We start from the raw sequence: 26,170 nt of genomic DNA on the forward strand, positions 1-26,170 counted from the left end.
TAAAATGCGCCGCTTTCGGGGATAGCCCCGTCTGCTCAAACCCACACACGTGTCGACACGATGGCCTGGGTGCCCCTGACTTCGGTTTCGGGGTTGGTCATTGGGATACGTGGAGGCCCAACCCGACTTATCAAGGAACTATCATGTCCCAAGTCAACATGCGCGATATGCTGAAGGCCGGTGTGCACTTCGGTCACCAAACCCGTTACTGGAATCCGAAAATGGGCAAGTACATTTTCGGCGCGCGCAACAAGATCCACATCATCAACCTTGAAAAAACCCTGCCGATGTTCAACGAGGCACTGACCTTCGTAGAGCGCCTGGCCCAGGGCAAAAACAAGATTCTGTTCGTCGGCACCAAGCGTTCCGCTGGCAAGATCGTTGCTGAAGAAGCAGCACGTTGCGGTTCGCCGTACGTCGATCACCGCTGGTTGGGCGGCATGCTGACCAACTACAAGACCATCCGTGCTTCGATCAAGCGTCTGCGCGACCTGGAAACCCAGGCCGAAGATGGTACCTTCACCAAGCTGACCAAGAAAGAAGCGCTGATGCGCACCCGCGATCTGGAAAAACTGGACCGCAGCCTGGGTGGTATCAAGGACATGGGCGGCCTGCCTGATGCCCTGTTCGTGATCGACGTTGACCACGAGCGCATCGCTATCACCGAAGCCAACAAGCTGGGTATCCCGGTCATCGGCGTTGTCGATACCAACAGCAGCCCTGAAGGCGTTGACTACATCATCCCAGGCAACGATGACGCCATTCGCGCCATCCAGCTGTACATGGGTTCGATGGCTGACGCCGTTATCCGTGGTCGCAACAACGTTGCCGGCGGCACCGAAGTGTTCGCAGAAGAAGCAGCTGCACCGGCTGCCGAAGCCTGAGTAGCTGACGCTTAGCGTCGACTCGGCACGCAAAAAGGGGGCTTGGCCCCCTTTTTGCCACCTTGAAATCCTCTTGTCAGCGTCGCCGTTGCATCATTGCGAACTGCATGTGCTCTGGCAGTGGATTTCCAGAATTGAACGCCCGTCAGGTATCGGGTGGAATGGTTGAAAACCTATCCAAGAGGAATTTGAAATGGCAGCAATTACTGCAGCGCTGGTAAAAGAACTGCGCGAGCGTACCGGCGAAGGCATGATGGATTGCAAGAAAGCCCTGGAAAAGGCTGGCGGCGACATCGAAAAAGCCATTGACGACATGCGCGCTTCGGGTGCCATCAAGGCAGCCAAGAAAGCTGGCAACGTTGCCGCTGAAGGCGCCATCGCCATCAAGGCCGACGACAAGTCCGCTGTCCTGCTGGAAGTGAACTCGCAGACCGACTTCCTGGCCCTGCAAGACGACTTCAAGGCCTTCGTCGCCGAAAGCGTCGAGCAAGCCTTCGCTGAAAAACTGACCGACGCTGCGCCGCTGATCGCTGCGCGTGAAGCTGCTCGTGAAGCCCTGGTGGCCAAGGTTGGCGAAAACGTCAACATCCGTCGCCTGGTGCGCGTTGAAGGTGACGTTGTCGGTACCTACCTGCACGGCAACAAGATCGGTGTTGCAGTGGTCCTGAAGGGCGGCGACGTCCAACTGGCCAAAGAGATCGCCATGCACGTGGCGGCAAGCAACCCTGAGTTCCTGCTGCCGTCGGAAGTTTCGGCCGAAGCGATCGAGCGCGAAAAAGCCGTGTTCCTGCAGCTGAACGAAGAGAAGATCAAAGGCAAGCCTGAGAACATCGTCGAGAACATGGTCAAAGGCCGTATCTCGAAGTTCCTGGCCGAAGCCAGCCTGGTCGAGCAAGCCTTCGTCATGAACCCGGAAATCAAGGTCGGCGAGCTGGCCAAGAAAGCCGGTGCCGAAATCGTTTCCTTCACCTACTTCAAGGTAGGCGAAGGCATCGAGAAGCCAGTCGACAACTTCGCTGAAGAAGTTGCTGCACAGCTGGCTGCTGCCAAGCAGTAAGACAGAGTCACTTCTGTCGCCCCAAAGAGGCTGCCCGCTCACGCGCGCAGCCTCTTTGTCAAAGCGGGGGCGGTTTACAACGCCGCCCTTTCGCTGGCGCAGTCGCTGCGCCACGCTACAGTTAGCAGGCTGAAAACAGCCCGCCCAGATTTTTTTTCAAAACGCCGCAGGAGAGATTCGCAATGGCTCAGCAGGGCAGTGGTTATCAAGCTCGCTATAAACGCATTCTACTCAAGCTTAGCGGCGAGGCCCTGATGGGCTCGGAAGAGTTCGGCATCGACCCCAAGGTGCTGGATCGCATGGCGCTGGAAGTCGGCCAGCTGGTCGGTATCGGTGTGCAGGTCGGCCTGGTGATCGGTGGCGGCAACCTGTTCCGTGGCGCGGCGCTCAGCGCAGCGGGCATGGATCGCGTTACCGGCGACCACATGGGCATGCTGGCCACGGTAATGAATGCGCTGGCCATGCGCGATGCGCTGGAGCGCGCCAACATCACCGCCATCGTCATGTCGGCGATCTCCATGGTAGGCGTGACCGATCACTATGATCGCCGCAAGGCCATGCGCCACCTGAACTCGAAAGAAGTGGTAATTTTCGCGGCCGGTACCGGCAACCCGTTCTTCACCACCGACTCCGCCGCCTGCCTGCGCGCCATCGAAATCGATGCCGACGTGGTATTGAAGGCAACCAAGGTCGATGGTGTATACACTGCAGACCCATTCAAAGACCCGCATGCCGAGAAGTTCGATCATCTTACCTACGATGAAGTGCTGGATCGCAAGCTGGGCGTGATGGACCTGACAGCTATCTGTCTGTGCCGAGACCACAAGATGCCGTTGCGCGTCTTCAACATGAACAAGCCTGGCGCCCTGCTGAACATCGTGCATGGTGGCGCTGAAGGGACCCTGATCGAGGAAGTTCAAAAATGATCAACGAAATCAAGAAAGACGCCCAAGCGCGTATGCAGAAATCCCTGGAGTCTCTGGCTTATGCGTTCGGCCAGATTCGTACCGGCAAGGCACACCCCAGCATCCTGGCAAGCGTGATGGTGCCTTACTACGGTACCGACACCCCGATCAGCGGCGTGGCCAACGTCACCGTGAAAGATTCGCGCACCCTGCAAGTCGTGGCGTTCGAGCGCAACATGCTCGCTGCCGTCGACAAGGCCATCCAGAGCGCCGGTTTGAATCTCAATCCGACCAACCTGGGTGAGCTGCTGCTGATCAGCATGCCAGCCCTGACCGAAGAAACCCGCAAGGGCTTCACCAAGCAGGCGCGCAGTGCAGCCGAAGACGCGCGCGTTGCTGTGCGCAACATTCGCCGCGATGCTCTGGGTGAGCTGAAGAAGCTGGTCAAGGACAAGGAAATCAGTGAAGACGAAGAGCGTCGCGCCATCGCTGATATCGACAAGCTGACCAAAGATACCGAGGCCCAGATCACCAAGGCCACCGAAGAGAAAGAAAAGGACCTGATGGCCGTTTAAGGGCCGGGACTTTTTTCAATGGAAAAGACCAAGCAGGGTGTGCCTCCATCGGTGCCGCGCCATGTCGCGATCATCATGGATGGAAATAATCGCTGGGCGAAGAAGCGCCTGTTGCCCGGCGTTGCCGGGCACAAGGCAGGCGTGGATGCGGTGCGCGCGGTCATCGAGGTGTGCGCCGAGGCCAAGGTCGAGGTCCTGACCCTGTTCGCGTTCTCCAGCGAGAACTGGCAGCGCCCGGCCGACGAGGTCGGTGCGCTGATGGAGCTGTTCTTCTCGGCGCTGCGTCGCGAGGCCAGGCGGCTCAACGAGAACAACATCAGCCTGCGCATCATCGGTGATCGCTCGCGCTTTCACCCTGAGTTGCAGGCTGCCATGCGCGAGGCCGAGGCGCTGACCGCAGGCAGCAATCGCTTCATCCTGCAGATCGCCGCCAACTACGGTGGTCAGTGGGATATCGCCCAGGCCGCCCAGCGCCTGGCGCGTGAAGTGCAGGCCGGGCATCTGCGCCCGGAAGACATCACCCCCGAGTTGCTGCAGCCGTGCCTGGCGACAGGCGATCTGCCGTTGCCCGACCTGTGCATCCGCACCGGTGGCGAGCACCGCATCAGCAACTTCCTGCTGTGGCAGCTGGCGTACGCCGAGCTGTATTTCTCCGACCTGTTCTGGCCGGACTTCAAACACGAGGCCATGCGCACTGCATTGGCCGATTTCGCTTCGCGCCAGCGCCGCTTCGGTAAAACCAGCGAGCAGGTCGAGGCTGGAGCCCGTGCTTAATGCTTAAACAACGCATCATCACTGCGCTGATTCTGTTGCCGATTGCCCTGTGCGGGTTTTTCCTGCTCGACGGGGCGAACTTTGCCTTGTTCATCGGCCTGGTGGTCACCCTCGGGGCCTGGGAATGGGCCCGCCTGGCCGGGCTGATCGCCCAGGGCCTGCGGGTTGCCTATGCCGTGGTGGTCGCCGGCCTGCTGATGCTGCTGCACCTGATGCCGGAGCTGGCACCCTGGGTGCTGGGCGTTTCGGTGCTGTGGTGGGCGCTGGCCACCTGGCTGGTGCTGACCTACCCGCGTACCAGCGAGCTGTGGGCCAGTGTGGCCTGCCGCCTGCTGATCGGCCTGCTGGTGCTGTTGCCGGCCTGGCAAGGCCTGGTGCTGATCAAGCACTGGCCCCTGGGCAACTGGCTGATCATGGCGGTGATGGTCCTGGTATGGGGCGCCGATATCGGCGCCTACTTCTCGGGCCGGGCCTTTGGCAAGCGCAAGCTGGCGCCGCAGGTCAGCCCCGGCAAGAGCTGGGAAGGTGTCTACGGTGGCCTGGCGCTGAGCCTGGTGATCACGGCGGTGGTGGGCGTGACCCGCGAGTGGAGCGCCGGCGAGCTGATCCTCGGTCTGTTCGGTGCCGCCGTCGTGGTACTGGTGTCGGTGGTCGGCGACCTGACCGAAAGCATGTTCAAGCGCCGTTCCGGAATCAAGGACAGCAGCAACCTGCTGCCGGGGCATGGTGGGGTACTGGATCGCATCGACAGCCTCACGGCTGCCATCCCGCTGTTTGCCGTGCTGCTGTGGGCCGCCAACTGGGGCGCGCTGTGAGCCGCCCGCAACGGATCACGGTGCTGGGCGCCACAGGCTCCATTGGCCTGAGCACACTGGACGTGATTGCCCGTCACCCCGAGCGCTACCAGGCCTATGCCCTGAGCGGCTATTCGCGCCTGGGCGAGCTGCTGGCCCTGTGCCTGCGCCATGCTCCGGTGTTTGCCGTGGTGCCGGGCGATGAGGCCGCGCAGCAGTTGCAGGCCGACCTGCGTGCTGCGGGGTCGAGTACCGAGGTGCTGGTGGGCGAGCAGGGCCTGTGCCAGGTGGCGGCCGACTTGCAGGTGGATGCGGTGATGGCGGCCATCGTCGGTGCGGCGGGGTTGCGTCCGACCCTGGCCGCAGTGGAGGCGGGCAAGAAGGTGCTGCTGGCCAACAAGGAGGCGCTGGTGATGTCCGGCGCCCTGTTCATGCAGGCCGTGCAGCGCAGTGGTGCGGTACTGCTGCCGATCGACAGCGAGCACAACGCGATCTTCCAGTGCCTGCCCGGTGACTATGCCCGCGGCCTGGCCCAGGTGGGTGTGCGGCGCATCCTGCTGACCGCCTCCGGTGGTCCGTTTCGTGAAACGCCGCAGGCCGAGCTGGAGCACGTCACCCCGGAGCAGGCCTGTGCGCACCCGAACTGGTCCATGGGGCGCAAGATCTCCGTCGACTCGGCCAGCATGATGAACAAGGGCCTGGAGCTGATCGAGGCGTGCTGGCTGTTCGATGCCAGGCCTGCCCAGGTCGAGGTGGTGGTCCACCCGCAAAGCGTGATTCACTCGCTGGTCGACTACGTCGATGGTTCGGTGCTGGCGCAGTTGGGCAACCCCGACATGCGCACGCCGATCGCCAACGCCCTGGCCTGGCCGCAGCGCATCGACTCGGGTGTGGCGCCGCTGGACCTGTTCGCCGTTGCCCGCCTGGATTTCCAGGCGCCGGACGAGCAGCGCTTTCCGTGTCTGCGCCTGGCGCGTGAAGCGGCGGACGCCGGCAACAGTGCCCCTGCGATGCTCAATGCGGCCAATGAAGTGGCCGTCGAGGCATTTCTTCAGCGGCGCATCCGCTTCCCGCAGATCCCGAGTATCATCGAGCACGTGCTCAACCAGGAAGCGGTCGTTGCCGTGCCGACGCTGGAGGCGGTGTTTGCAGCCGACCAGCGTGCACGCAGCCTGGCCGGGCACTGGTTGGATCGTCACGGGGTCTGAGGTGCGACGTCGCCACGGGTTGCGCCCGCTCCCGCTGAACGCTATTCGGAGAAAGACATGAGTGCGCTCTACATGATTATCGGCACCCTGGTCGCATTGGGCGTGCTGGTCACCTTTCACGAGTTCGGTCACTTCTGGGTGGCGCGGCGCTGCGGCGTCAAGGTTTTGCGGTTTTCCGTAGGGTTCGGCATGCCGCTGGTACGCTGGCATGACCGCCATGGCACCGAGTTCGTGGTGGCCGCCATTCCCCTGGGCGGCTACGTGAAGATGCTCGACGAGCGCGAAGGCGAAGTGCCTGCCGACCAGCTGGAGCAGTCGTTCAACCGCAAGAGCGTGCGCCAGCGCATCGCTATCGTCGCCGCCGGCCCCATCGCCAACTTTCTGCTGGCCATCGTGTTCTTCTGGGCACTGGCCATGCTTGGCAGCCAGCAGGCGCGGCCGGTCATCGGCGCGGTCGAGGCTGGCAGCCTGGCGGCCGCCGCAGGCCTTAGCGCCGGCCAGGAGATCGTCGCGGTCGACGGCAAGCCGACCAACGGCTGGGCAGCGGTCAACCTGCAGCTGGTGCGCCGGCTGGGTGAAAGCGGCGCGCTGCAGGTCAGCGTGCGTGAAGAGGGTGCCAGCACCGACAGCAGCCATGTGCTCAAGCTCGATGCCTGGCTCAAGGGTGCCGACGAGCCCGACCCGATCCGCTCCCTGGGCATCCGCCCATGGCGCCCGGCGCTGGTGCCGGTGCTGGCCGAACTTGATCCCAAGGGGCCGGCCCAGGCCGCCGGTCTGAAAACCGGCGACCGCCTGCTGGCACTCGACGGCAAGGCGCTTGACGATTGGCAGCAGGTGGTGGACACCGTGCGCGGCCGTGCCGGCAGCCGCATCGTGCTGAGCGTGGGGCGTGACGGGGCGACGCTGGAGTTGCCGGTAACCCTCGCCAGCCGTGGCGAAGGCCAGAATGCCAGTGGTTACCTGGGGGCGGGCGTGGCGCCGGTGGAGTGGCCTGCGGCCATGTTGCGCGAGGTCAGTTATGGCCCGCTGCAGGGCCTGGGCGAGGGTGTTTCGCGCACCTGGAACATGAGCGTGCTGACCCTCGATTCGCTGAAGAAAATGCTGTTCGGCGAGCTCTCGGTAAAAAACTTGAGCGGACCGATAACCATTGCTAAAGTGGCGGGCGCTTCGGCCCAGTCCGGCGTTGGGGATTTCCTGAATTTCCTCGCCTACCTGAGCATTAGCCTGGGGGTTCTTAATTTGCTGCCCATTCCTGTATTGGATGGGGGGCATTTGCTGTTTTACCTGATCGAATGGGCGCGTGGTCGTCCGCTTTCGGATCGGGTGCAAGGTTGGGGGGTCCAGATCGGTATCAGTTTGGTAGTCGGGGTGATGTTGCTTGCCCTGATCAACGATTTGGGTCGACTGTAACGCTTCGCTCAATTGCGAACCTGCCGCGTCCCGCGGTGGGTCGTTTATTGCCAGTTGGAATAAGAAAGGACTTCATGAAACGTCTGCTGCTAACTGCGGTTCTCGCCGTACTGATGATCGCTGAAGTTCACGCCGAGTCCTTCACCATCTCCGATATTCGTGTCAATGGTCTGCAGCGGGTTTCCGCGGGCAGCGTGTTCGGCGCCTTGCCATTGAACGTTGGGGACGAGGCCGATGATCGGCGCCTGGTGGATTCCACCCGTGCGCTGTTCAAGACCGGCTTCTTCCAGGACATCCAACTGGGTCGCGACGGCAACGTCCTGATCATCACCGTGGTCGAGCGTCCTTCCGTCTCGAGCATCGAGATCGAAGGCAACAAGGCCATCAGCACCGAAGACCTGATGAAGGGTCTGAAGCAGTCGGGCCTGGCCGAAGGTGAAATCTTCCAGCGTGCCACCCTCGAAGGTGTGCGCAACGAGCTGCAGCGCCAGTACGTGGCCCAGGGCCGCTACTCGGCCGAGGTCGACGCCGAGGTGGTGCCGCAACCGCGCAACCGCGTAGGTCTGAAAATCAAGATCAACGAAGGCACCGTCGCTGCCATCCAGCACATCAACGTGGTGGGCAACACCAAGTTCAGCGATGACGAGCTGGCCAGCCTGTTCGAGCTCAAGACCACCAACTGGCTGTCGTTCTTCAAGAACGACGACAAGTATGCCCGCGAAAAACTGTCCGGTGACCTCGAGCGCCTGCGCTCCTACTACCTGGACCGCGGCTACATCAACATGGACATCGCCTCCACCCAGGTGTCGATCACCCCGGACAAGAAGCACGTCTACATCACCGTGAACGTCAACGAGGGCGAGAAGTACACCGTTCGTGACGTCAAGCTGTCCGGCGACCTGAAGGTGCCGGAAGACCAGGTCAAGGCACTGATGCTGGTGCAGCCTGGCCAGGTGTTCTCGCGCAAGGTGATGACCACCACCTCCGAGCTGATCACCCGCCGCCTGGGCAACGAAGGCTATACCTTCGCCAACGTCAACGGCGTGCCGCAGCCTCACGATGACGACCACACCGTCGACATCACCTTCGTCGTCGACCCGGGCAAGCGTGCCTACGTCAACCGCATCAACTTCCGTGGCAACACCAAGTCCGAGGACGAAGTGCTGCGCCGCGAGATGCGCCAGATGGAAGGTGGCTGGGCATCGACCTACCTGATCGACCAGTCCAAGACCCGCCTCGAGCGCCTGGGCTTCTTCAAGGAAGCCAACGTCGAGACCCCGGCCGTACCGGGCACCGACGACCAGGTCGACGTGAACTACAGCGTCGAAGAGCAGGCATCGGGTTCGATCACCGCCAGCGTCGGTTTCGCGCAGAGCGCCGGCCTGATCCTGGGTGGTTCGATCAGCCAGAACAACTTCCTGGGTACTGGTAACAAGGTCTCCATCGGCCTGACCCGTTCCGAATACCAGAGCCGCTACAACTTCGGCTTCGTGGACCCCTACTGGACTGCCGATGGCGTGAGCCTTGGCTACAACGCCTTCTACCGCACCACCGACTACGACGACCTCGACGTCGACGTGGCCAGCTATGCGGTGGACAGCCTGGGTGCGGGCGTCAGCGTCGGCTACCCGATCAGCGAGACTTCGCGCCTGACCTTCGGCCTCACCGCCCAGCAGGACAAGATCAAGACCGGTCGCTACACCGTTGACGAGATCTTCGACTTCGTCAAAAAGGAAGGCGACAACTACCTGAACTTCAAGGCATCGGCCGGCTGGTCGGAGTCCACCCTGAACAAGGGCGTGCTGGCTACCCGTGGTCACTCCCAGAGCCTGGTGCTCGAGGCGACCACCCCGGGCAGCGACCTGTCGTTCTTCAAGCTTGACTACCGTGGCCAGCTGTTCAAGCCGATCAACAACGACTACACCCTGCGTCTGCACACCGAGCTGGGCTACGGCGACGGCTTCGGCGGCACCTCGGGCCTGCCGTTCTACGAGAACTACTACGCCGGTGGCTTCAACTCCGTGCGTGGCTTCAAGGACAGCAGCCTGGGCCCGCGCAGTACCCCGAGTAAAGGCAACAACCCTGGCACTGCGCGCGACCCGGACCAGGATCCACTGCCGTTCGGCGGCAACGTGCTGGTGCAGGGCGGCGTGGAACTGCTGTTCCCACTGCCGTTCGTCAAGGACCAGCGTTCGCTGCGCACCTCGGTTTTCTGGGACGTGGGTAACGTGTTCGACACCAACTGCGGCTCCAAGCCGGATTGCGAGAAGGTCGGCCTCAGCGGCCTGGCCAGCTCGGTCGGCCTGGGCGTGACCTGGATTACTGCACTGGGCCCGTTGAGCTTCAGCCTGGCGATGCCGGTCAAGAAGCCGGACGATGCCGATACCCAGGTGTTCCAATTCTCTCTGGGCCAGACCTTCTAAGGGTCTGCCCCGCGTAAACGACAACGGATTCTGTAGGAGTGCATCGTGCGTAAGTTGACTCAACTGGCTGTACTGGCTGCGACCCTGATCGCGACCCCGGCATTTGCCGAGATGAAAATTGCCGTCCTGAACTATCAGATGGCGCTGCTGGAATCGGACGCGGCCAAGAAGTACGCGGTCGATGCGGAGAAGAAATTCGGCCCGCAACTGACCAAGCTGAAAAACCTGGAAAGCAGCGCCAAGGGCATCCAGGACCGTCTGGTCAAGGGTGGCGACAAGATGGCCCAGGGCGAGCGCGAGCGTCTGGAGCTTGAATTCAAGCAAAAGGCCCGTGACTTCCAGTTCCAGTCCAAGGAGCTGAACGAAGCCAAGGCCGTTGCCGACCGCGAGATGCTCAAGCAGCTCAAGCCCAAGCTCGACGGCGCAGTGGAGGAAGTGATCAAGAAGGGTGCTTTCGACCTGGTACTCGAGCGTGGCGCGGTCATTGATGTCAAGCCTCAGTACGACATCACCCGCCAGGTCATCGAGCGCATGAACCAGTCCCGTTGAACATGACTGCGACCATGAAACTCGGCCAGCTGGCCGAGTTCCTCGGGGCCACCCTCAGTGGCCCGGCGGAGCTCGACATCACTGGCCTTGCGACCCTGCACGAGGCTGGCCCGGGACAACTGAGCTTCCTGGCCAACCCGCAGTACCGCAAATTCCTGCCTGAGAGCAAGGCCGCTGCGGTCCTGCTCAAGGCTGCCGATGCCGAGGGCTTTGCCGGTCACGCGCTGATCGTTGCAGATCCCTACCTGGCCTACGCACGTGTTTCCCACCTGTTCGATCCAAAGCCCAGGGCTGTGGCGGGAGTTCATCCCAGCGCCGTGGTGGCTGCAGACGCACAGGTCGATGCCAGCGCCAGCATCGGTGCCTGTGCAGTGATCGAAAGCGGGGCGCAGATCGGCCCTGGCGTGACCATCGGTGCCCACTGCTTCATCGGTGCGCGCAGCGTGATCGGCGAAGGCGGCTGGCTGGCCCCGCGCGTCACGCTGTACCACGATGTGCATATCGGCAAGCGTGTGGTGATCCAGTCCGGCGCCGTGCTGGGGGGTGAGGGTTTCGGTTTCGCCAATGAAAAGGGCGTATGGCAGAAGATTGCCCAGATCGGCGGCGTGAGCATCGGCGACGATGTCGAGATCGGCGTGAACACCGCCATCGACCGCGGTGCACTGGCCGATACCCGTATCGGCAATGGCGTGAAACTCGACAACCAGATCCAGATCGCCCATAACGTACAGGTCGGCGACCACACGGCAATGGCCGCGTGTGTCGGTATTTCCGGCAGCACCAAGATCGGCAAGCATTGCACCATCGCCGGCGGTGTCGGCATGGTCGGGCATATTGATGTGTGTGATGGGGTGTTCGTCTCCGGGATGACCATGGTCACCCGTTCCATCACCGAGCCAGGTGCCTATTCGTCCGGTACGGCCATGCAGCCGCTGGGTGAGTGGCGCAAGAGTGCCGCGCGCATTCGCCAGCTGGATGAGATGGCCAAACGTCTTCAACAAGTGGAAAAGCGACTCGAGGCCGTGACCTCGGGCGACAAAGCTTCATCAGAAGGCTGATACCATTTCCTGATCAAGAGCGCCCAGCCGCTAGACTGCGCTCCTTGATTTGCTAAAGGAGCGCCGCTCGAACGTGCGCGCTCCCTATCTTTACTACAGGCTTCCCCCCGAAATGATGGACATCAACGAGATTCGCGAATATTTGCCTCACCGTTACCCGTTCCTGCTGGTGGACCGGGTGGTGGACTTGGACGTAGAGGCCCAGCGCATTCGTGCCTACAAGAATGTCAGCATCAACGAGCCTTTCTTCAACGGTCACTTCCCGGCGCACCCGATCATGCCCGGCGTGCTGATCATCGAAGCGATGGCCCAGGCAGCCGGCATCCTCGGGTTCAAGATGCTGGACGTCAAACCCGCGGACGGTACCCTGTACTACTTCGTCGGTTCCGACAAGTTGCGCTTTCGCCAGCCGGTGCTGCCGGGTGATCAACTGATCCTCGAAGCCAAGTTCATCAGCTGCAAGCGCCAGATCTGGAAGTTCGAGTGCCAGGCGTCGGTGGACGGCAAGCCGGTATGCTCGGCCGAGATCATCTGCGCGGAACGCAAACTATGAGTTTGATTGACCCTCGGGCAATCATCGATCCATCGGCAAAGATTGCCGACGGCGTCGAGGTCGGCCCATGGTCGATCGTCGGTGCCGGGGTCGAGATCGGGGAAGGGACCGTGATTGGTCCGCATGTGATTCTCAAAGGGCCGACCCGCATCGGCAAGCACAACCGCATCTACCAGTTCGCCTCTGTCGGCGAAGACACCCCTGACCTCAAGTACAAGGGTGAACCGACGCGCCTGGTGATCGGCGACCACAACGTGATCCGCGAAGGCGTGACCATTCACCGTGGCACCGTGCAGGACCGTAGCGAAACCACCCTGGGTGATCACAACCTGGTCATGGCCTATGCCCATATCGGGCACGACAGCGTGATCGGCAACCACTGCATCCTGGTCAACAACACCGCGCTGGCCGGGCATGTGCATGTGGGCGACTGGGCGATACTGTCCGGGTTTACCCTGGTGCACCAGTTCTGCCATATCGGCGCCCACAGCTTTTCCGGCATGGGTACCGCCATCGGCAAGGATGTGCCGGCCTTCGTCACCGTGTTCGGCAACCCGGCCGAGGCGCGCAGCATGAACTTCGAAGGCATGCGCCGTCGCGGTTTCAGCGATGAAGCTATCCATGCCCTGCGCCGCGCCTACAAGGTGGTGTATCGCCAGAACCTGACGGTCGACCAGGCCATCGCCGAACTGGCCGAGCCCGCCCAGCAGTTCCCCGAGGTCGACCTGTTCGTCAAGTCGATCCAGAACTCCGCCCGCGGCATCACCCGCTGACATGGCGCCACTCTGTGTAGCGCTGGTGGCAGGCGAAGCCAGCGGCGATATTCTTGGCGCCGGCCTGATGCGTGCACTCAAGGCCCGCCATCCGCAGGTACGCTTTATCGGCGTCGGCGGCCCATTGATGGAAGCCGAGGGGCTGAGTTCCTACTTTCCCATGGAGCGCCTGGCCGTCATGGGCCTGGTCGAAGTGCTGGGTCGCCTGCGCGAGCTGCTCAAGCGCCGCAAGCTGCTGATCCAGACGCTGATCGAGCAGAAGCCGGACGTGTTCATCGGTATCGATGCCCCCGACTTCACCCTCAACATCGAACTGAAACTGCGCCAGGCCGGCATCAAGACCGTGCACTACGTCAGCCCTTCTGTTTGGGCCTGGCGGCAGAAGCGTGTGCTGAAGATCCGCGAAGGCTGCGACCTGATGCTCACGCTGTTTCCGTTCGAGGCGCGGTTCTATGAAGAGCAGGGCGTGCCGGTGCGTTTCGTCGGCCACCCGCTGGCCGATACCATCCCGCTGCAGGCCGACCGCACTGCAGCGCGTGAGGCGCTGGGCCTGCCCGACGGACCCTTGGTGGCCCTGATGCCAGGCAGCCGTGGCGGCGAAGTAGGGCGCCTGGGTGCACTGTTTCTGGATACCGCACAGCGGCTTCGCGAGCTGGTGCCGGGGGTGCGCTTCGTCTCGCCCTGCGCCAACCCGGTGCGCCGTGCCCAGCTCGAACAGATGCTCGAAGGCCGCGACCTGCCACTGACCCTTCTCGACGGCCAGTCGCACCAGGCCCTGGCGGCCTGCGATGCGGTATTGATCGCCTCGGGCACCGCTACCCTGGAGGCGCTGTTGTTCAAGCGACCCATGGTGGTGGCGTACCGCGTGGCCCCGGTGACCTACTGGATTCTCAAGCGCCTGGTCAAAAGCCCTTATGTATCGCTGCCCAACCTGCTGGCCCAGCGCCTGCTGGTGCCCGAACTGCTGCAGGAGGCCGCCACCAGCGAGGCCCTGGCGCAGACCCTGGCACCACTGGTGAATGGTGGCGAGCAGCAGACCGAGAGCTTCGATCAGATTCACCGTACCCTGCGCCGCGATGCCTCCAACCAGGCAGCCGACGCGGTACTGGCCTTGCTGGAACATCGATAAATGCAAATCGGACTGGATTTCAACCTGGTCGAAGACCTGGTCGCCGGGGTTGACGAAGTCGGCCGCGGCCCGCTGTGTGGCGCGGTGGTGACCGCTGCCGTGATCCTCGACCCGAGCCGGCCGATCCTGGGCCTGAACGATTCGAAAAAACTCACCGAGGCGCGCCGCGAAAAGCTCTTCGACGAGATCTGCGAGAAGGCCCTGAGCTTTCACATCGCCCGCGCCGAGGTCGACGAGATCGACCAGCTGAACATTCTGCATGCCACCATGCTGGCCATGCAGCGCGCGGTCGAAGGCCTGCACATCACGCCCAAGCTGGCACTGATCGATGGCAACCGTTGCCCCAAGCTCAACGTGCCATCGGCGCCGGTGGTCAAGGGTGACAGCCAGGTGCCGGCCATCGCTGCGGCCTCTATCCTGGCCAAGGTGACCCGTGACCGGGAAATGGCTGCCTTCGAGCTGATCTACCCTGGCTACGGCATCGGCGGGCACAAGGGCTACCCGACCCCGCTGCACCTTGAAGCTCTGGCCCGGCTTGGCCCCACGCCGATTCACCGGCGCTCGTTCGCCCCGGTACGGGCTGCATTCGAGGCCCGTGGCCTGCAGGCCAACGGCCTGTTGCCGGTGTAGAGGCAACCCCCGTTCAGCCTGACCACTCCCGCGCAGGCTGTAGTTTTGATCGAGGCCCGGTACAATCCGGGCCTTGTTGTTTTGTGCTGCTATAGGATCATCATGTCGGCTTCTTTCGTTCATCTTCGCCTGCACACCGAATTCTCGCTGGTCGATGGCCTGGTGCGGATCAAGCCGCTGGTCAAGGCCCTGGCCGGGATGAACATGCCGGCGGTGGCCGTCACCGACCAGAGCAACATGTGCTCGCTGGTCAAGTTCTACAAGACCGCCATGGGCAGCGGGATCAAGCCGATCTGTGGGGCCGACCTGTGGCTGTCCAACGCCGACCCCGACCTGCCGCTGTCGCGCATCTGCCTGTTGGCGATGAACGCCAAGGGCTACCGCAACCTCACCGAGCTGATCTCCCGTGGCTGGATGGACGGCCAGCGCAATGGCGTGGTGGTCATCGAGCGCGAGTGGATCGCCCCGGCCAGCGAGGGTCTGATCGCCTTGTCGGCGGCCAGGGAAGGCGATATCGGCATGGCACTGCTGGGCAACAACCCGCAGGAAGCCGAGGCCCTGCTGCGCGACTGGATGGCGATGTTCCCCGATCGCTTCTATGTCGAGGTGCAGCGCACCAACCGCAGCGGCGACGAAGAGTATCTGCACGCCGCCGTGGCCCTTGCCGACCGCCTGGGCGCGCCGCTGGTGGCCACCAACGACGTGCGCTTCATCAAGCAGACCGACTACGACGCCCACGAAACCCGTGTGTGCATCGGCGAAGGCCGTGCCCTGGACGATCCGCGGCGTTCGCGCAACTACAGCGACCAGCAGTACCTGAAAAGCCCGGAAGAAATGGCCGAGCTGTTCAGCGACCTGCCCGACGCCCTGGCCAACACGGTCGAGATCGCCAAGCGCTGCAACATCGAGGTGCAGCTGGGCAAGCACTTCCTGCCCGACTTCCCCACGCCCAACGGCATGGGCATCGACGAATACCTGCGCCATGTGTCCCATGAAGGCCTGGAAGAGCGCCTGGCGGTGCTATGGCCCAAGGACACCACGCCCAACTATGAAGAGAAGCGCCAGGTCTACCTCGACCGGCTGAAGTTCGAGCTGGACATCATCATTCAGATGGGCTTCCCCGGTTACTTCCTGATCGTTATGGACTTCATCAAGTGGGCCAAGAACAACGGCGTGCCGGTAGGTCCGGGCCGGGGGTCGGGTGCCGGCTCGCTGGTGGCCTACGTGCTGAAGATCACCGACCTCGACCCGCTGGCCTACGACCTGCTGTTCGAACGTTTCCTCAATCCTGAACGGGTCTCGATGCCCGACTTCGACGTCGACTTCTGCATGGACGGTCGCGACCGCGTGATCGAGTACGTGGCCGACGCCTACGGGCGCAATGCGGTGAGCCAGATCATCACCTTCGGCACCATGGCGGCCAAGGCGGTGGTGCGTGACGTGGCGCGGGTGCAGGGCAAGTCCTACGGCCTGGCCGACCGCCTGTCGAAGATGATTCCGTTCGAAGTCGGCATGACCCTGGAGAAGGCCTACGAGCAGGAGGAAATGCTGCGCGACTTCCTCAAGACCGACGAGGATGCCAAGGAAATCTGGGACATGGCCCTCAAGCTCGAGGGCGTTACCCGGGGCACCGGCAAGCACGCCGGTGGCGTGGTCATCGCGCCGACCAAACTCACCGACTTCTCGCCGATTGCCTGTGACGAAGAGGGCGGCGGCCTGGTAACCCAGTTCGACAAGGATGACGTGGAGGCGGCCGGCCTGGTGAAGTTCGACTTCCTCGGCCTGCGTACCCTGACCATCATCAAGTGGGCAATGGAGACGATCAACCGCGAGCAGGCCAAGGCCGGCCTGCCGGACCTGAACATCGACTTCATCCCGCTGGACGACAAGAAAACCTACGACCTGCTGCAGAAGGCCGAGACCACTGCGGTATTCCAGCTCGAGTCGCGCGGCATGAAGGAGCTGATCAAGAAGCTCAAGCCCGACTGCCTGGAAGACCTTATCGCACTGGTGGCACTGTTCCGCCCGGGCCCGCTGCAATCGGGCATGGTGGACGACTTCATCAACCGCAAGCACGGCCGCGCCGAGCTGGCCTACCCGCACTCCGACTACCAGTACGAAGGCCTCAAGCCGGTACTGGCGCCGACCTACGGCATCATCCTGTACCAGGAACAGGTGATGCAGATCGCCCAGGTGATGGCCGGCTACACCCTCGGCGGTGCGGACATGCTGCGCCGGGCGATGGGCAAGAAGAAGCCCGAGGAAATGGCCAAGCAGCGTGGCGGTTTCATCGAAGGCTGCGCCACCAACAACATCGACCCGGACCTGGCGGGCAACATCTTCGACCTGGTGGAAAAGTTCGCCGGTTACGGTTTCAACAAGTCCCACTCCGCCGCCTACGGCCTGGTGTCGTACCAGACCGCCTGGCTCAAGACCCATCACCCGGCCGCGTTCATGGCTGCGGTACTGTCGGCGGATATGCACAACACCGACAAGGTGGTGACCCTGATCGAGGAAGTGCGCAGCATGAAGCTGCGCCTCGATGCACCGGATGTGAACACCTCCGACTTCAAGTTCACGGTCAACGACGACGGCCGCATCGTGTATGGCCTGGGCGCGATCAAGGGCGTGGGCGAGGGCCCTGTCGACGCGATCGTCGAGGCGCGCAGCAGCGGGCCGTTCAAGGACCTGTTCGACTTCTGCGAGCGGGTCGACCTCAAGCGCATCAACAAGCGCACCCTCGATGCATTGATCCGCAGCGGTGCACTGGATCGCCTGGGGCCGTTCTTCCACGACGAGATCAAGGCCTACCAGGCCAACATCGACCGTAACCGCGCGGTGCTGCTCGGGGCGATGGAAGAGGCGATCAAGTCGGCCGAACAGACCGCACGCACCCACGACAGCGGGCACTCGGACCTGTTCGGCGGATTGTTCGTGGAGGCCGACGCCGACGTCTATGCCAACCACCGCAACGCCCGCGAGCTGACCCTCAAGGAACGCCTGCGCGGCGAGAAGGACACCCTGGGCCTGTACCTGACCGGCCACCCGATCGACGAGTACGAAGGCGAGATCCGCCGTTTCGCCCGTCAGCGCATCATCGACCTCAAGCCGGCCCGCGATACCCAGACCGTGGCCGGCATGATCATTGCGCTGCGCGTGATGAAGAACAAGAAGGGCGACAAGATGGGCTTCGTGACCCTCGACGACCGCTCCGGGCGCATCGAGGCGTCGCTGTTTGCCGATGCGTTCATGGCCGCGCAGCCGTTGCTGCAGACCGACGCGATGGTGGTGGTCGAAGGGGAGGTCAGCAATGACGACTTCTCCGGTGGCCTGCGCCTGCGGGTCAAGCGCGTGATGAGCATGGAAGATGCACGTACCAACCTGGCCGAAAGCCTGCGCCTGAAGATCCATGCCGACGCCCTCAAGGGCGACCGCCTGGCGTGGCTGGGCGAGCTGTTCAAGCGCCATCGCGGCGCGTGCCCGATCAGCATGGAATACACCGGCAACGATGCGCGCGCCCTGCTGCAGTTTGGCGAAGGTTGGCGCATCGACCCCGCGGACGGACTGATTCAGGCCCTGCGTGACCAGTTCGGGCGTGAGAACGTCTTCCTGCAATATCGATGAATTGATGAATTTTTAATCTCGACCTGAATGCGCCTGATCCCTTAAGGTAGGGCGCCAAACGGATCAACCGGCCGGCCGCCTGGCCGTCGACCCAAGACGGATGCCTATGAACCCGAATTTTCTGGATTTCGAACAGCCGATTGCTGACCTGCAAGCCAAGATCGAAGAGCTGCGCCTGGTCGGCAATGACAACTCGCTGAACATCGGCGATGAAATCGCCCGTCTGCAAGACAAGAGCAGCACGCTGACCGAGAGCATTTTCGGCAACCTGACCAGCTGGCAGATCGCGCGCCTGGCGCGTCACCCGCGTCGTCCGTACACCCTGGACTACATCGACCACATCTTCACCGAGTTCGACGAGCTGCATGGCGACCGCCACTTCTCCGACGACGCCGCGATCGTTGGTGGCATAGCCCGCCTGGACGACCAGCCGGTGATGGTGATCGGTCATCAGAAAGGCCGTGAAGTGCGCGAGAAGGTACGCCGCAACTTCGGCATGCCACGCCCTGAAGGCTACCGCAAGGCGTGCCGCCTGATGGAAATGGCCGAACGCTTCAAGATGCCGATCCTGACCTTCATCGACACCCCGGGCGCCTACCCCGGCATCGACGCCGAAGAGCGCAACCAGAGCGAAGCGATTGCCTGGAACCTGCGCGTGATGGCTCGCCTGAAAACGCCGATCATCGCCACCGTGATCGGCGAAGGCGGTTCGGGCGGTGCACTGGCCATCGGCGTTTGCGACCAGCTGAACATGCTGCAGTACTCCACCTACGCGGTGATTTCGCCGGAAGGCTGCGCCTCGATCCTGTGGAAGACTGCCGAGAAGGCTGCTGACGCAGCCGAAGCGATGGGCATCACGGCCGAGCGCCTCAAGGGCCTGGGTATCGTTGACAAGGTGATCGGCGAACCACTGGGCGGCGCACACCGTGACCCGGCGGCAGCCTCGGCCAACATCCGCGCTTCGCTGATCGAGCAGTTGGACATGCTCAAGGCGTTCGACAACGACGCGCTGCTCAAGCGCCGTTATGATCGCCTGATGAGCTACGGGCTCTGATCTGAACTCATCGGTGGCCCTTTCGCTTCTGTAGGAGCCGGCTTTGCCGGCGAAGGGCCACCGATGATCGACCTGCGCAACACCCTGTCCCCCTGGCACCAAGCTACCGGCTGGTGCATCGCCCTCTCTGGCGGCCTCGACTCCACCGTCCTGCTACACCTGCTGGCCCAACAGCCGGCTGCGCCCCTTCGTGCCCTCCATGTCCACCACGGTCTGCAAGCCGCTGCCGATGCGTGGCCGGCCCACTGCCAGCGCCTGTGCGACAGCCTGGGCGTACCGCTGGACATCATCCATGTGCACGTCGCCCCAGGCGCCAGCCTGGAGCAGGGCGCCCGGGACGCGCGCTATGCAGCCTTCGCCCAGGCCCTGCGCCCGGGCGAACTGCTGCTGACCGGCCAGCACCGCGACGACCAGGCCGAGACGCTGCTGTTTCGGCTGTTGCGCGGGGCCGGCCTGCGTGGCCTGTCGGGAATGCCGGCGCAGCGGGCGCTGGGGCAGGGCAGCCTGCTGCGACCCTTGCTGGATACCCCGCGTGATGAACTGCTGGCCTACGCCACCGCGCATGGCCTGCACTGGATAGAAGACCCCAGCAACGATGACACCCAGTTCTCGCGCAACTACCTGCGCCACCAGGTGCTGCCGGCGCTGACCCGACGCTGGCCCCAGGCGGCGCGCAGCCTGGCGCGCAGCGCCGCGCACCTGGCCGAGGCGCAGGGCCTGCTCGATGAAGTGGCGCAGCAGGACCTCGCACAAGCCTCGACCCCTGATGCCTTCGCCTGGTTGGGCTGCCCGTCGCTGGATCTGGAGGTGCTGCGCCAACTGTCCCCGGCACGCCAGCGCAACGCCCTGCAGTACTGGCTGGCGGCGCGCACGCGCCTGCCGGACACTCGCCACTGGTCGGGTTGGGAAGACGTGCGCGATGCCGGCGGCGAAGGGCGTCCTGTATGGCGCCTGGCCGATGGCGAGCTGCACCGCAGTGGCCTGCGCATCTACTGGCTGGGTGCGCACTGGCTCACGCCGCCGGCGCAGCCGGGCCCCTGGCTCGACCCGCGCCAGCCGCTTGCACTGCCCGGTAATGGCCAGTTGACACTAATCGGCAGGTTGCCGCAGGGCCCGCTGCAGGTGCGCTATCGCCAGGGCGGCGAGAGGATGGCGATCGAGGGCAGAGGCCATCGCGACCTCAAGCGGTTGCTCAACGAGCGCCAGCTACCCTTGTTCGCCCGCCAGCGCGTGCCGCTGCTGTACCGCGACGGGCAGTTGCTGGCGGTGGCCAACCTGCCGGGGCTGGGGCTTGCCGACGGGCAACTGCACTGGTGCGTACCGACAAGCGCGCAAGGTTTGAGATGAAAGGGACATTCCGGTAGACTACGCTCCCTTCTTGATACAACTTCTGTGACTTCATCTGAATCACGGCAGTTGCCGATTACCAAGCAGTTTTTTGCTGGGCGATTCTAAAAATGTTTAGCGAGCTCCTTACCGGGTTTTCAACCCCCGGTCTGACCAGGCGCGGCAGTTTTTTAAGATGCACTGTGATTGACGCAGGTGATCGGGGGCTTCGGCCTTCCTTCGCTTTCCCCGGCGGCACTGACCGCTTTAACGCAGACTTCTAGGGTTTTTCATGACGCGCTACATATTCGTCACGGGCGGTGTTGTTTCTTCATTGGGGAAAGGCATTGCCTCGGCTTCATTGGCGGCCATCCTGGAGGCGCGGGGGCTCAAGGTCACCATGCTCAAGCTGGACCCGTACATCAACGTCGACCCGGGCACCATGAGCCCGTTCCAGCACGGTGAAGTGTTCGTCACCCACGACGGCGCCGAGACCGACCTGGACCTGGGCCACTACGAGCGGTTCATCCGCACGACCATGACCCAGAACAACAACTTCACCACCGGCCGCGTGTACGAGCACGTGCTGCGCAAGGAGCGCCGTGGTGACTACCTGGGTGCCACCATCCAGGTGATCCCGCACATCACCGACGAAATCAAGCGCCGCATCATCAAGGGCGCCGGCGATGCCGACGTGGCCATGGTCGAGATCGGCGGTACCGTGGGTGACATCGAGTCGCAACCGTTCCTCGAGGCCATCCGCCAGCTGCGCTTCGAAGTGGGCGCCAAGCGCGCGATGCTGATGCACCTGACCCTGGTGCCGTACATCGCCACCGCCGGCGAGACCAAGACCAAGCCTACCCAGCACTCGGTCAAGGAGCTGCGCTCCATCGGCCTGCAGCCGGACGTGCTGGTGTGCCGTTCCGATCACCCGATCGACAGCTCGTCGCGCCGCAAGATCGCGCAGTTCACCAACGTTGAAGAACGTGCGGTGATCGCGCTGGAAGACGCCGACACCATCTACAAGATCCCGGGCATCCTGCACTCCCAGGGCCTGGACGACTTCGTCGTCGAGCGTTTCGGCCTGCAGTGCGGCAGCGCCGACCTGTCCGAGTGGGACGCGGTGGTCGATGCCAAGCTCAACCCCGAGCACGAAGTCACCATCGCCATGGTCGGCAAGTACATGGAACTGCTCGATGCCTACAAGTCGCTGATCGAAGCGATGAGCCATGCCGGCATCAGCAACCGCACCAAGGTCAACCTGCGCTACATCGACTCCGAAGACATCGAGAACCAGGGCACCGGCCTGCTCGAAGGCGTGGACGCCATCCTGGTACCGGGCGGTTTCGGCCTGCGCGGCGTGGAAGGCAAGATCACTGCCGTTCAATACGCTCGCGAGAACAAGGTGCCTTACCTGGGTATCTGCCTGGGCATGCAGGTGGCGGTCATCGAATTCGCCCGCAACGTGATGGGCTGGAAGGACGCCAACTCCACCGAGTTCGATCGCGCCAGCGGTCACCCGGTGGTGGGCCTGATCACCGAGTGGGAAGATGCCACCGGCGCGGTCGAGACCCGTACCGAAGCCTCGGACCTTGGCGGCACCATGCGTCTGGGCGCCCAGGAGTGCCAGCTGCAAAGCGGCTCCAAGGTGCACGACTGCTACGCCAAGGACGTGATCGTCGAGCGTCACCGTCACCGCTACGAGGTCAACAACAACCTGCTGCCGCAACTGATCGAGGCGGGCCTGGTGGTATCGGGTCGTTCCGGCGACGGCGCACTGGTCGAAGTGGTCGAGTCCAAGGACCATCCGTGGTTCGTGGCCTGCCAGTTCCACCCGGAGTTCACCTCTACCCCGCGTGACGGTCACCCGCTGTTCAGCGGCTTCGTCAAAGCTGCATTGGCTCAAAAGAACAAGGCCTGATCCATGACCCAGAAGATCATTCGCGTCGGTAACATCGAGATCGCCAACGACAAGCCGTTCGTCCTGTTCGGCGGCATGAACGTGCTGGAATCCCGTGACCTGGCCCTGAAGGTCTGTGAAGAATACGTGCGGGTTACCGAGAAGCTCGGTATCCCCTACGTGTTCAAGGCCAGCTTCGACAAGGCCAACCGTTCGTCGATCAACTCCTACCGCGGCCCTGGCCTGGAAGAGGGGATGAAGATCTTCGAAGAGATCAAGCGCACCTTCAACGTGCCGGTGATCACCGACGTGCACGAGCCGCACCAGGCGCAGGCCGTGGCTGACGTGTGCGACATCATCCAGCTGCCGGCCTTCCTGTCGCGCCAGACTGATCTTGTTGTCGCGATGGCCAAAACCGGCGCGGTGATCAACATCAAGAAGGCGCAGTTCCTCGCACCCCAGGAGATGAAGCACATCCTGAGCAAGTGCGAAGAGGCCGGCAACGACCAACTGATCCTCTGCGAGCGTGGTTCGAGCTTCGGCTACAACAACCTGGTGGTGGACATGCTCGGCTTCGGCATCATGAAGCAGTTCGAGTACCCGGTGTTCTTCGACGTGACTCATGCCCTGCAGATGCCGGGTGGTCGCGCCGATTCCGCAGGTGGCCGCCGTGCCCAGGTCACCGACCTGGCCAAGGCCGGCCTCAGTCAGGGGCTGGCGGGCCTGTTCCTCGAGGCCCACCCGGACCCTGACAATGCCAAGTGCGACGGCCCGTGCGCCCTGCGCCTGGACAAACTGGAGCCATTCCTGGCCCAGCTCAAGCAACTGGACGAACTGGTCAAGAGTTTTCCGACGGTAGAAACCGCGTAAACCTCGATTCTCCGGTAAAGTACCGCCCGTTCATCCCCTGACCCCGGGGTCAGGGGCTTGTCCTCGTCAGGCCTGCCCGTGCGCCGACCGCCTGTGACGGACCCGGTTTTTTTCTCAGCTGCGTTGTTTTCGTCAATTCTGGAGTGCTTACAACAATGGCAAAAATCGTCGACATCAAAGGTCGTGAAGTTCTCGATTCGCGCGGTAACCCTACCGTCGAAGCGGACGTACTGCTCGACAACGGCATCATCGGCAGCGCCTGTGCGCCGTCGGGTGCTTCCACTGGCTCGCGCGAAGCGCTGGAGCTGCGTGATGGCGACAAGAGCCGTTACATGGGCAAGGGCGTACTGAAGGCCGTCGCCAACATCAACGGCCCGATCCGCGACCTGCTGCTGGGCAAGGACCCGGTCGAGCAGAAAGCGCTCGACCTGGCGATGATCAAGCTCGACGGTACTGAAAACAAAGGCAACCTGGGCGCCAACGCCATCCTCGCCGTGTCCCTGGCTGCCGCCAAGGCCGCTGCACAGGACCAGGACCTGCCGCTGTACGCGCACATCGCAAACCTCAATGGCACCCCTGGCCAGTACTCGATGCCGGTCCCGATGATGAACATCATCAACGGCGGCGAGCACGCCGACAACAACGTCGACGTCCAGGAGTTCATGGTGCAGCCGGTCGGCGCCAAGACCTTCTCCGACGCGCTGCGCATGGGCACCGAGATCTTCCACCACCTCAAGGCAGTACTGAAGGCCCGTGGCCTGAACACCGCCGTGGGTGACGAGGGTGGTTTCGCACCTAACCTGGCTTCCAACGAAGACGCGCTGTCGGCCATCGCCGAAGCCATCGCCAACGCCGGCTACACCCTGGGCACCGACGTGACCCTGGCGCTGGACTGTGCGGCCAGCGAGTTCTACGAGGACGGCAAGTACAACCTGTCCGGTGAAGGCAAGTCGTTCGATGCAGCCGGTTTTGCCGACTACCTCAAGGGCCTGACCGAGCGTTTCCCGATCATCTCGATCGAAGACGGCCTGGACGAGTCCGACTGGGCTGGCTGGAAGATCCTGACCGACAAGATCGGCGACAAGGTGCAACTGGTCGGTGACGACCTGTTCGTGACCAACACCAAGATCCTGAAGGAAGGCATCGACAAGAAGATCGCCAACTCGATCCTGATCAAGTTCAACCAGATCGGCACCCTGACCGAAACCCTGGAAGCCATCCAGATGGCCAAGGCCGCCGGTTACACCGCGGTGATCTCGCACCGTTCGGGCGAAACCGAAGATTCGACCATTGCCGACCTGGCCGTGGGTACCGCTGCCGGCCAGATCAAGACCGGTTCGCTGTGCCGCTCCGACCGCGTCTCCAAGTACAACCAATTGCTGCGTATCGAAGAGCAACTGGGCAGCAAGGCTGTGTACCGTGGTCGCGGCGAGTTTCGCGGCTAAGCCAGAGATGGTAAAAAGGCCGCAGTGTGAGGCTGAAAGACGCAGCTAATCTTTCAGCAACCCTGTGCAGCAAGTGCTTTCCCCACAAAGCCTGGCTTCGGTCAGGCTTCGTGCCATCAGCCCCTTGTGCACGGGCGGCCTTTTTCCAGTGGATACCCTGATGCGTAGTCCCTATTGGTTGTTCCTCGTCTTGCTCCTGTTGCTGGGTGGCCTGCAGTACCGTCTGTGGGTGGGCAACGGCAGCCTGGCCCAGGTTGCCGACCTCAAGCAGCAGATCGCCGACCAGCACGCTGAAAACGAGCGTCTGCTGGAGCGTAATCGCGTGCTTGATGCCGAAGTGCTGGAGTTGAAGAAAGGTATGGAAACCGTCGAAGAACGCGCTCGTCATGAGCTGGGTATGGTCAAGGAGGGTGAAACCCTCTACCAGTTGGCCCAATGACGGCGTCCCTGCCTGCCTTCTGGGCAGTGATTCCTGCCGCGGGTGTTGGTGCCCGCATGGCGGCCGACCGTCCCAAGCAGTACCTGCAACTGGGCGGGCGGACGATTCTCGAGCATAGCCTCGACTGTTTTCTCGACCATCCATGCCTCAAGGGCGTGGTGGTCAGCATTGCTGCCGACGACCCTTACTGGCCGGGCCTGGCCTGCGCCAGCGATACGCGCATCCAGCGTGCGGCAGGTGGGCGCGAGCGTGCCGATTCGGTGCTCAACGCCTTGCTGCTGCTGCACGCCCAGGGCGCGGCCGACAACGACTGGGTGCTGGTGCACGATGCGGCGCGGCCGAACCTGGCGCGCGACGACCTTGACCGCCTGCTGGGCGAGCTGGCGAATGATCCGGTGGGCGGGCTGCTGGCGGTGCCGGCGCGCGACACGCTCAAGCGTGCCGATGCCAACGGGCGGGTAAGCGCCACTATCGACCGCAGCACGGTGTGGCAGGCGTACACCCCGCAGATGTTCCGCCTGGGGGCATTGCACCGTGCGCTGGCAGACAGCCTGGTGGCGGACGTGGCGATCACCGACGAGGCGTCTGCCATCGAATGGTCGGGGCAGGCACCACGCCTGGTCGAAGGGCGCAACGACAATATCAAGGTGACGCGACCGGAAGACCTGGAGTGGCTGAGGCAGCGCTGGGCCAATCGCGGCAATTGACCACGGTGGCCCATTCTCTGGCAAGCCAGCCTTGCACAAGGGACTGCAGTACGTTCAAGGGCGGGTGAATGATTTGTGGGAGC

Annotated in this window: 23 protein-coding genes; all 23 read left to right on the forward strand. The window is 63.0% G+C overall.

Features of this window, described 5'->3' with window-relative positions:
• The first annotated feature begins 143 nt into the window (after nucleotides 1-143).
• The 23 genes from rpsB (at nucleotide 144) to ispD (ending at nucleotide 26,087) form a co-directional block, all read left to right on the forward strand.
• Nucleotides 144-884: a 30S ribosomal protein S2 gene (gene rpsB / locus NJH59_RS14005; RefSeq protein WP_043863252.1), complete on the forward strand. Its 741-nt coding sequence runs from the start codon at nucleotides 144-146 to the stop codon at nucleotides 882-884.
• A 193-nt stretch (nucleotides 885-1,077) separates the two neighbouring features.
• Nucleotides 1,078-1,941 carry a translation elongation factor Ts gene (gene tsf / locus NJH59_RS14010; protein ID WP_043863253.1) on the forward strand — a complete coding sequence of 288 codons (864 nt, stop codon included), beginning with the start codon at nucleotides 1,078-1,080 and terminating at the stop codon, nucleotides 1,939-1,941.
• 182 nt (nucleotides 1,942-2,123) lie between these two features.
• Nucleotides 2,124-2,867 carry a UMP kinase gene (gene pyrH, locus NJH59_RS14015; protein WP_038614006.1) on the forward strand — a complete coding sequence of 248 codons (744 nt, stop codon included), beginning with the start codon at nucleotides 2,124-2,126 and terminating at the stop codon, nucleotides 2,865-2,867.
• Nucleotides 2,864-3,421, forward strand: coding sequence for a ribosome recycling factor (gene frr, locus NJH59_RS14020; RefSeq protein ID WP_043863254.1), 558 nt, complete (start codon nucleotides 2,864-2,866; stop codon nucleotides 3,419-3,421). The genes pyrH and frr overlap by 4 nt, the downstream gene beginning before the upstream one ends.
• An 18-nt stretch (nucleotides 3,422-3,439) precedes the next feature.
• On the forward strand, nucleotides 3,440-4,195 hold the full coding sequence (gene uppS / locus NJH59_RS14025; RefSeq protein ID WP_043863255.1) for a polyprenyl diphosphate synthase: 756 nt from the start codon (nucleotides 3,440-3,442) through the stop codon (nucleotides 4,193-4,195).
• Nucleotides 4,195-5,010, forward strand: a complete 816-nt coding sequence (locus NJH59_RS14030) for a phosphatidate cytidylyltransferase (protein WP_054915002.1) — start codon at nucleotides 4,195-4,197, stop codon at nucleotides 5,008-5,010. Before uppS ends, NJH59_RS14030 begins: the two co-directional genes overlap by 1 nt.
• Nucleotides 5,007-6,197 carry a 1-deoxy-D-xylulose-5-phosphate reductoisomerase gene (gene ispC, locus NJH59_RS14035; RefSeq protein ID WP_078480072.1) on the forward strand — a complete coding sequence of 397 codons (1,191 nt, stop codon included), beginning with the start codon at nucleotides 5,007-5,009 and terminating at the stop codon, nucleotides 6,195-6,197. The genes NJH59_RS14030 and ispC overlap by 4 nt, the downstream gene beginning before the upstream one ends.
• A gap of 57 nt (nucleotides 6,198-6,254) precedes the next feature.
• A complete protein-coding gene (gene rseP / locus NJH59_RS14040) occupies nucleotides 6,255-7,607 on the forward strand; it encodes an RIP metalloprotease RseP (protein ID WP_253086899.1) in 1,353 nt (450 codons plus the stop codon).
• 74 nt (nucleotides 7,608-7,681) lie between these two features.
• Nucleotides 7,682-10,030: an outer membrane protein assembly factor BamA gene (gene bamA / locus NJH59_RS14045; RefSeq protein ID WP_043863259.1), complete on the forward strand. Its 2,349-nt coding sequence runs from the start codon at nucleotides 7,682-7,684 to the stop codon at nucleotides 10,028-10,030.
• Nucleotides 10,031-10,075: 45 nt separating this feature from the next.
• On the forward strand, nucleotides 10,076-10,579 hold the full coding sequence (locus NJH59_RS14050; RefSeq protein WP_043863260.1) for an OmpH family outer membrane protein: 504 nt from the start codon (nucleotides 10,076-10,078) through the stop codon (nucleotides 10,577-10,579).
• Between the two features lie 2 nt (nucleotides 10,580-10,581).
• Nucleotides 10,582-11,637, forward strand: coding sequence for a UDP-3-O-(3-hydroxymyristoyl)glucosamine N-acyltransferase (lpxD, locus tag NJH59_RS14055; RefSeq protein ID WP_058541488.1), 1,056 nt, complete (start codon nucleotides 10,582-10,584; stop codon nucleotides 11,635-11,637).
• A 112-nt stretch (nucleotides 11,638-11,749) separates the two neighbouring features.
• Nucleotides 11,750-12,190 (forward strand): 3-hydroxyacyl-ACP dehydratase FabZ, encoded by a 441-nt coding sequence (gene fabZ / locus NJH59_RS14060; RefSeq protein WP_038613986.1) that lies wholly within the window; start codon nucleotides 11,750-11,752, stop codon nucleotides 12,188-12,190.
• Complete coding sequence (lpxA, locus tag NJH59_RS14065) at nucleotides 12,187-12,963, forward strand: acyl-ACP--UDP-N-acetylglucosamine O-acyltransferase (RefSeq protein WP_043863262.1); 777 nt, start codon at nucleotides 12,187-12,189, stop codon at nucleotides 12,961-12,963. Before fabZ ends, lpxA begins: the two co-directional genes overlap by 4 nt.
• 1 nt (nucleotide 12,964) lies before the next feature.
• On the forward strand, nucleotides 12,965-14,092 hold the full coding sequence (gene lpxB / locus NJH59_RS14070) for a lipid-A-disaccharide synthase (protein WP_104571828.1): 1,128 nt from the start codon (nucleotides 12,965-12,967) through the stop codon (nucleotides 14,090-14,092).
• Complete coding sequence (rnhB, locus tag NJH59_RS14075) at nucleotides 14,093-14,722, forward strand: ribonuclease HII (protein WP_054914999.1); 630 nt, start codon at nucleotides 14,093-14,095, stop codon at nucleotides 14,720-14,722. It begins immediately after the preceding gene.
• A 102-nt stretch (nucleotides 14,723-14,824) separates the two neighbouring features.
• Nucleotides 14,825-18,346 carry a DNA polymerase III subunit alpha gene (gene dnaE / locus NJH59_RS14080; RefSeq protein WP_058541490.1) on the forward strand — a complete coding sequence of 1,174 codons (3,522 nt, stop codon included), beginning with the start codon at nucleotides 14,825-14,827 and terminating at the stop codon, nucleotides 18,344-18,346.
• Nucleotides 18,347-18,452: 106 nt separating this feature from the next.
• Nucleotides 18,453-19,400 (forward strand): acetyl-CoA carboxylase carboxyltransferase subunit alpha, encoded by a 948-nt coding sequence (locus tag NJH59_RS14085; protein WP_043863266.1) that lies wholly within the window; start codon nucleotides 18,453-18,455, stop codon nucleotides 19,398-19,400.
• 63 nt (nucleotides 19,401-19,463) lie between these two features.
• The gene (gene tilS / locus NJH59_RS14090; protein ID WP_253086900.1) at nucleotides 19,464-20,747 is read left to right on the forward strand and encodes a tRNA lysidine(34) synthetase TilS; all 1,284 of its coding nucleotides are present in this window, start codon (nucleotides 19,464-19,466) and stop codon (nucleotides 20,745-20,747) included.
• A 271-nt stretch (nucleotides 20,748-21,018) separates the two neighbouring features.
• Complete coding sequence (locus tag NJH59_RS14095; RefSeq protein WP_043863268.1) at nucleotides 21,019-22,647, forward strand: CTP synthase; 1,629 nt, start codon at nucleotides 21,019-21,021, stop codon at nucleotides 22,645-22,647.
• Nucleotides 22,648-22,650: 3 nt separating this feature from the next.
• Entirely contained in the window at nucleotides 22,651-23,496 is an 846-nt protein-coding gene (gene kdsA / locus NJH59_RS14100; RefSeq protein WP_043863269.1) for a 3-deoxy-8-phosphooctulonate synthase, read from the forward strand.
• Nucleotides 23,497-23,651: 155 nt separating this feature from the next.
• On the forward strand, nucleotides 23,652-24,941 hold the full coding sequence (gene eno, locus NJH59_RS14105) for a phosphopyruvate hydratase (protein WP_253086901.1): 1,290 nt from the start codon (nucleotides 23,652-23,654) through the stop codon (nucleotides 24,939-24,941).
• A 160-nt stretch (nucleotides 24,942-25,101) separates the two neighbouring features.
• Complete coding sequence (gene ftsB / locus NJH59_RS14110; RefSeq protein WP_043863271.1) at nucleotides 25,102-25,380, forward strand: cell division protein FtsB; 279 nt, start codon at nucleotides 25,102-25,104, stop codon at nucleotides 25,378-25,380.
• Nucleotides 25,377-26,087, forward strand: a complete 711-nt coding sequence (gene ispD, locus NJH59_RS14115; RefSeq protein ID WP_054914996.1) for a 2-C-methyl-D-erythritol 4-phosphate cytidylyltransferase — start codon at nucleotides 25,377-25,379, stop codon at nucleotides 26,085-26,087. The genes ftsB and ispD overlap by 4 nt, the downstream gene beginning before the upstream one ends.
• Nucleotides 26,088-26,170: the final 83 nt, after the last annotated feature.

This window comes from Pseudomonas sp. VE 267-6A (assembly GCF_024126555.1).
Classification (GTDB): Bacteria; Pseudomonadota; Gammaproteobacteria; order Pseudomonadales; family Pseudomonadaceae; genus Aquipseudomonas; species Aquipseudomonas palmensis.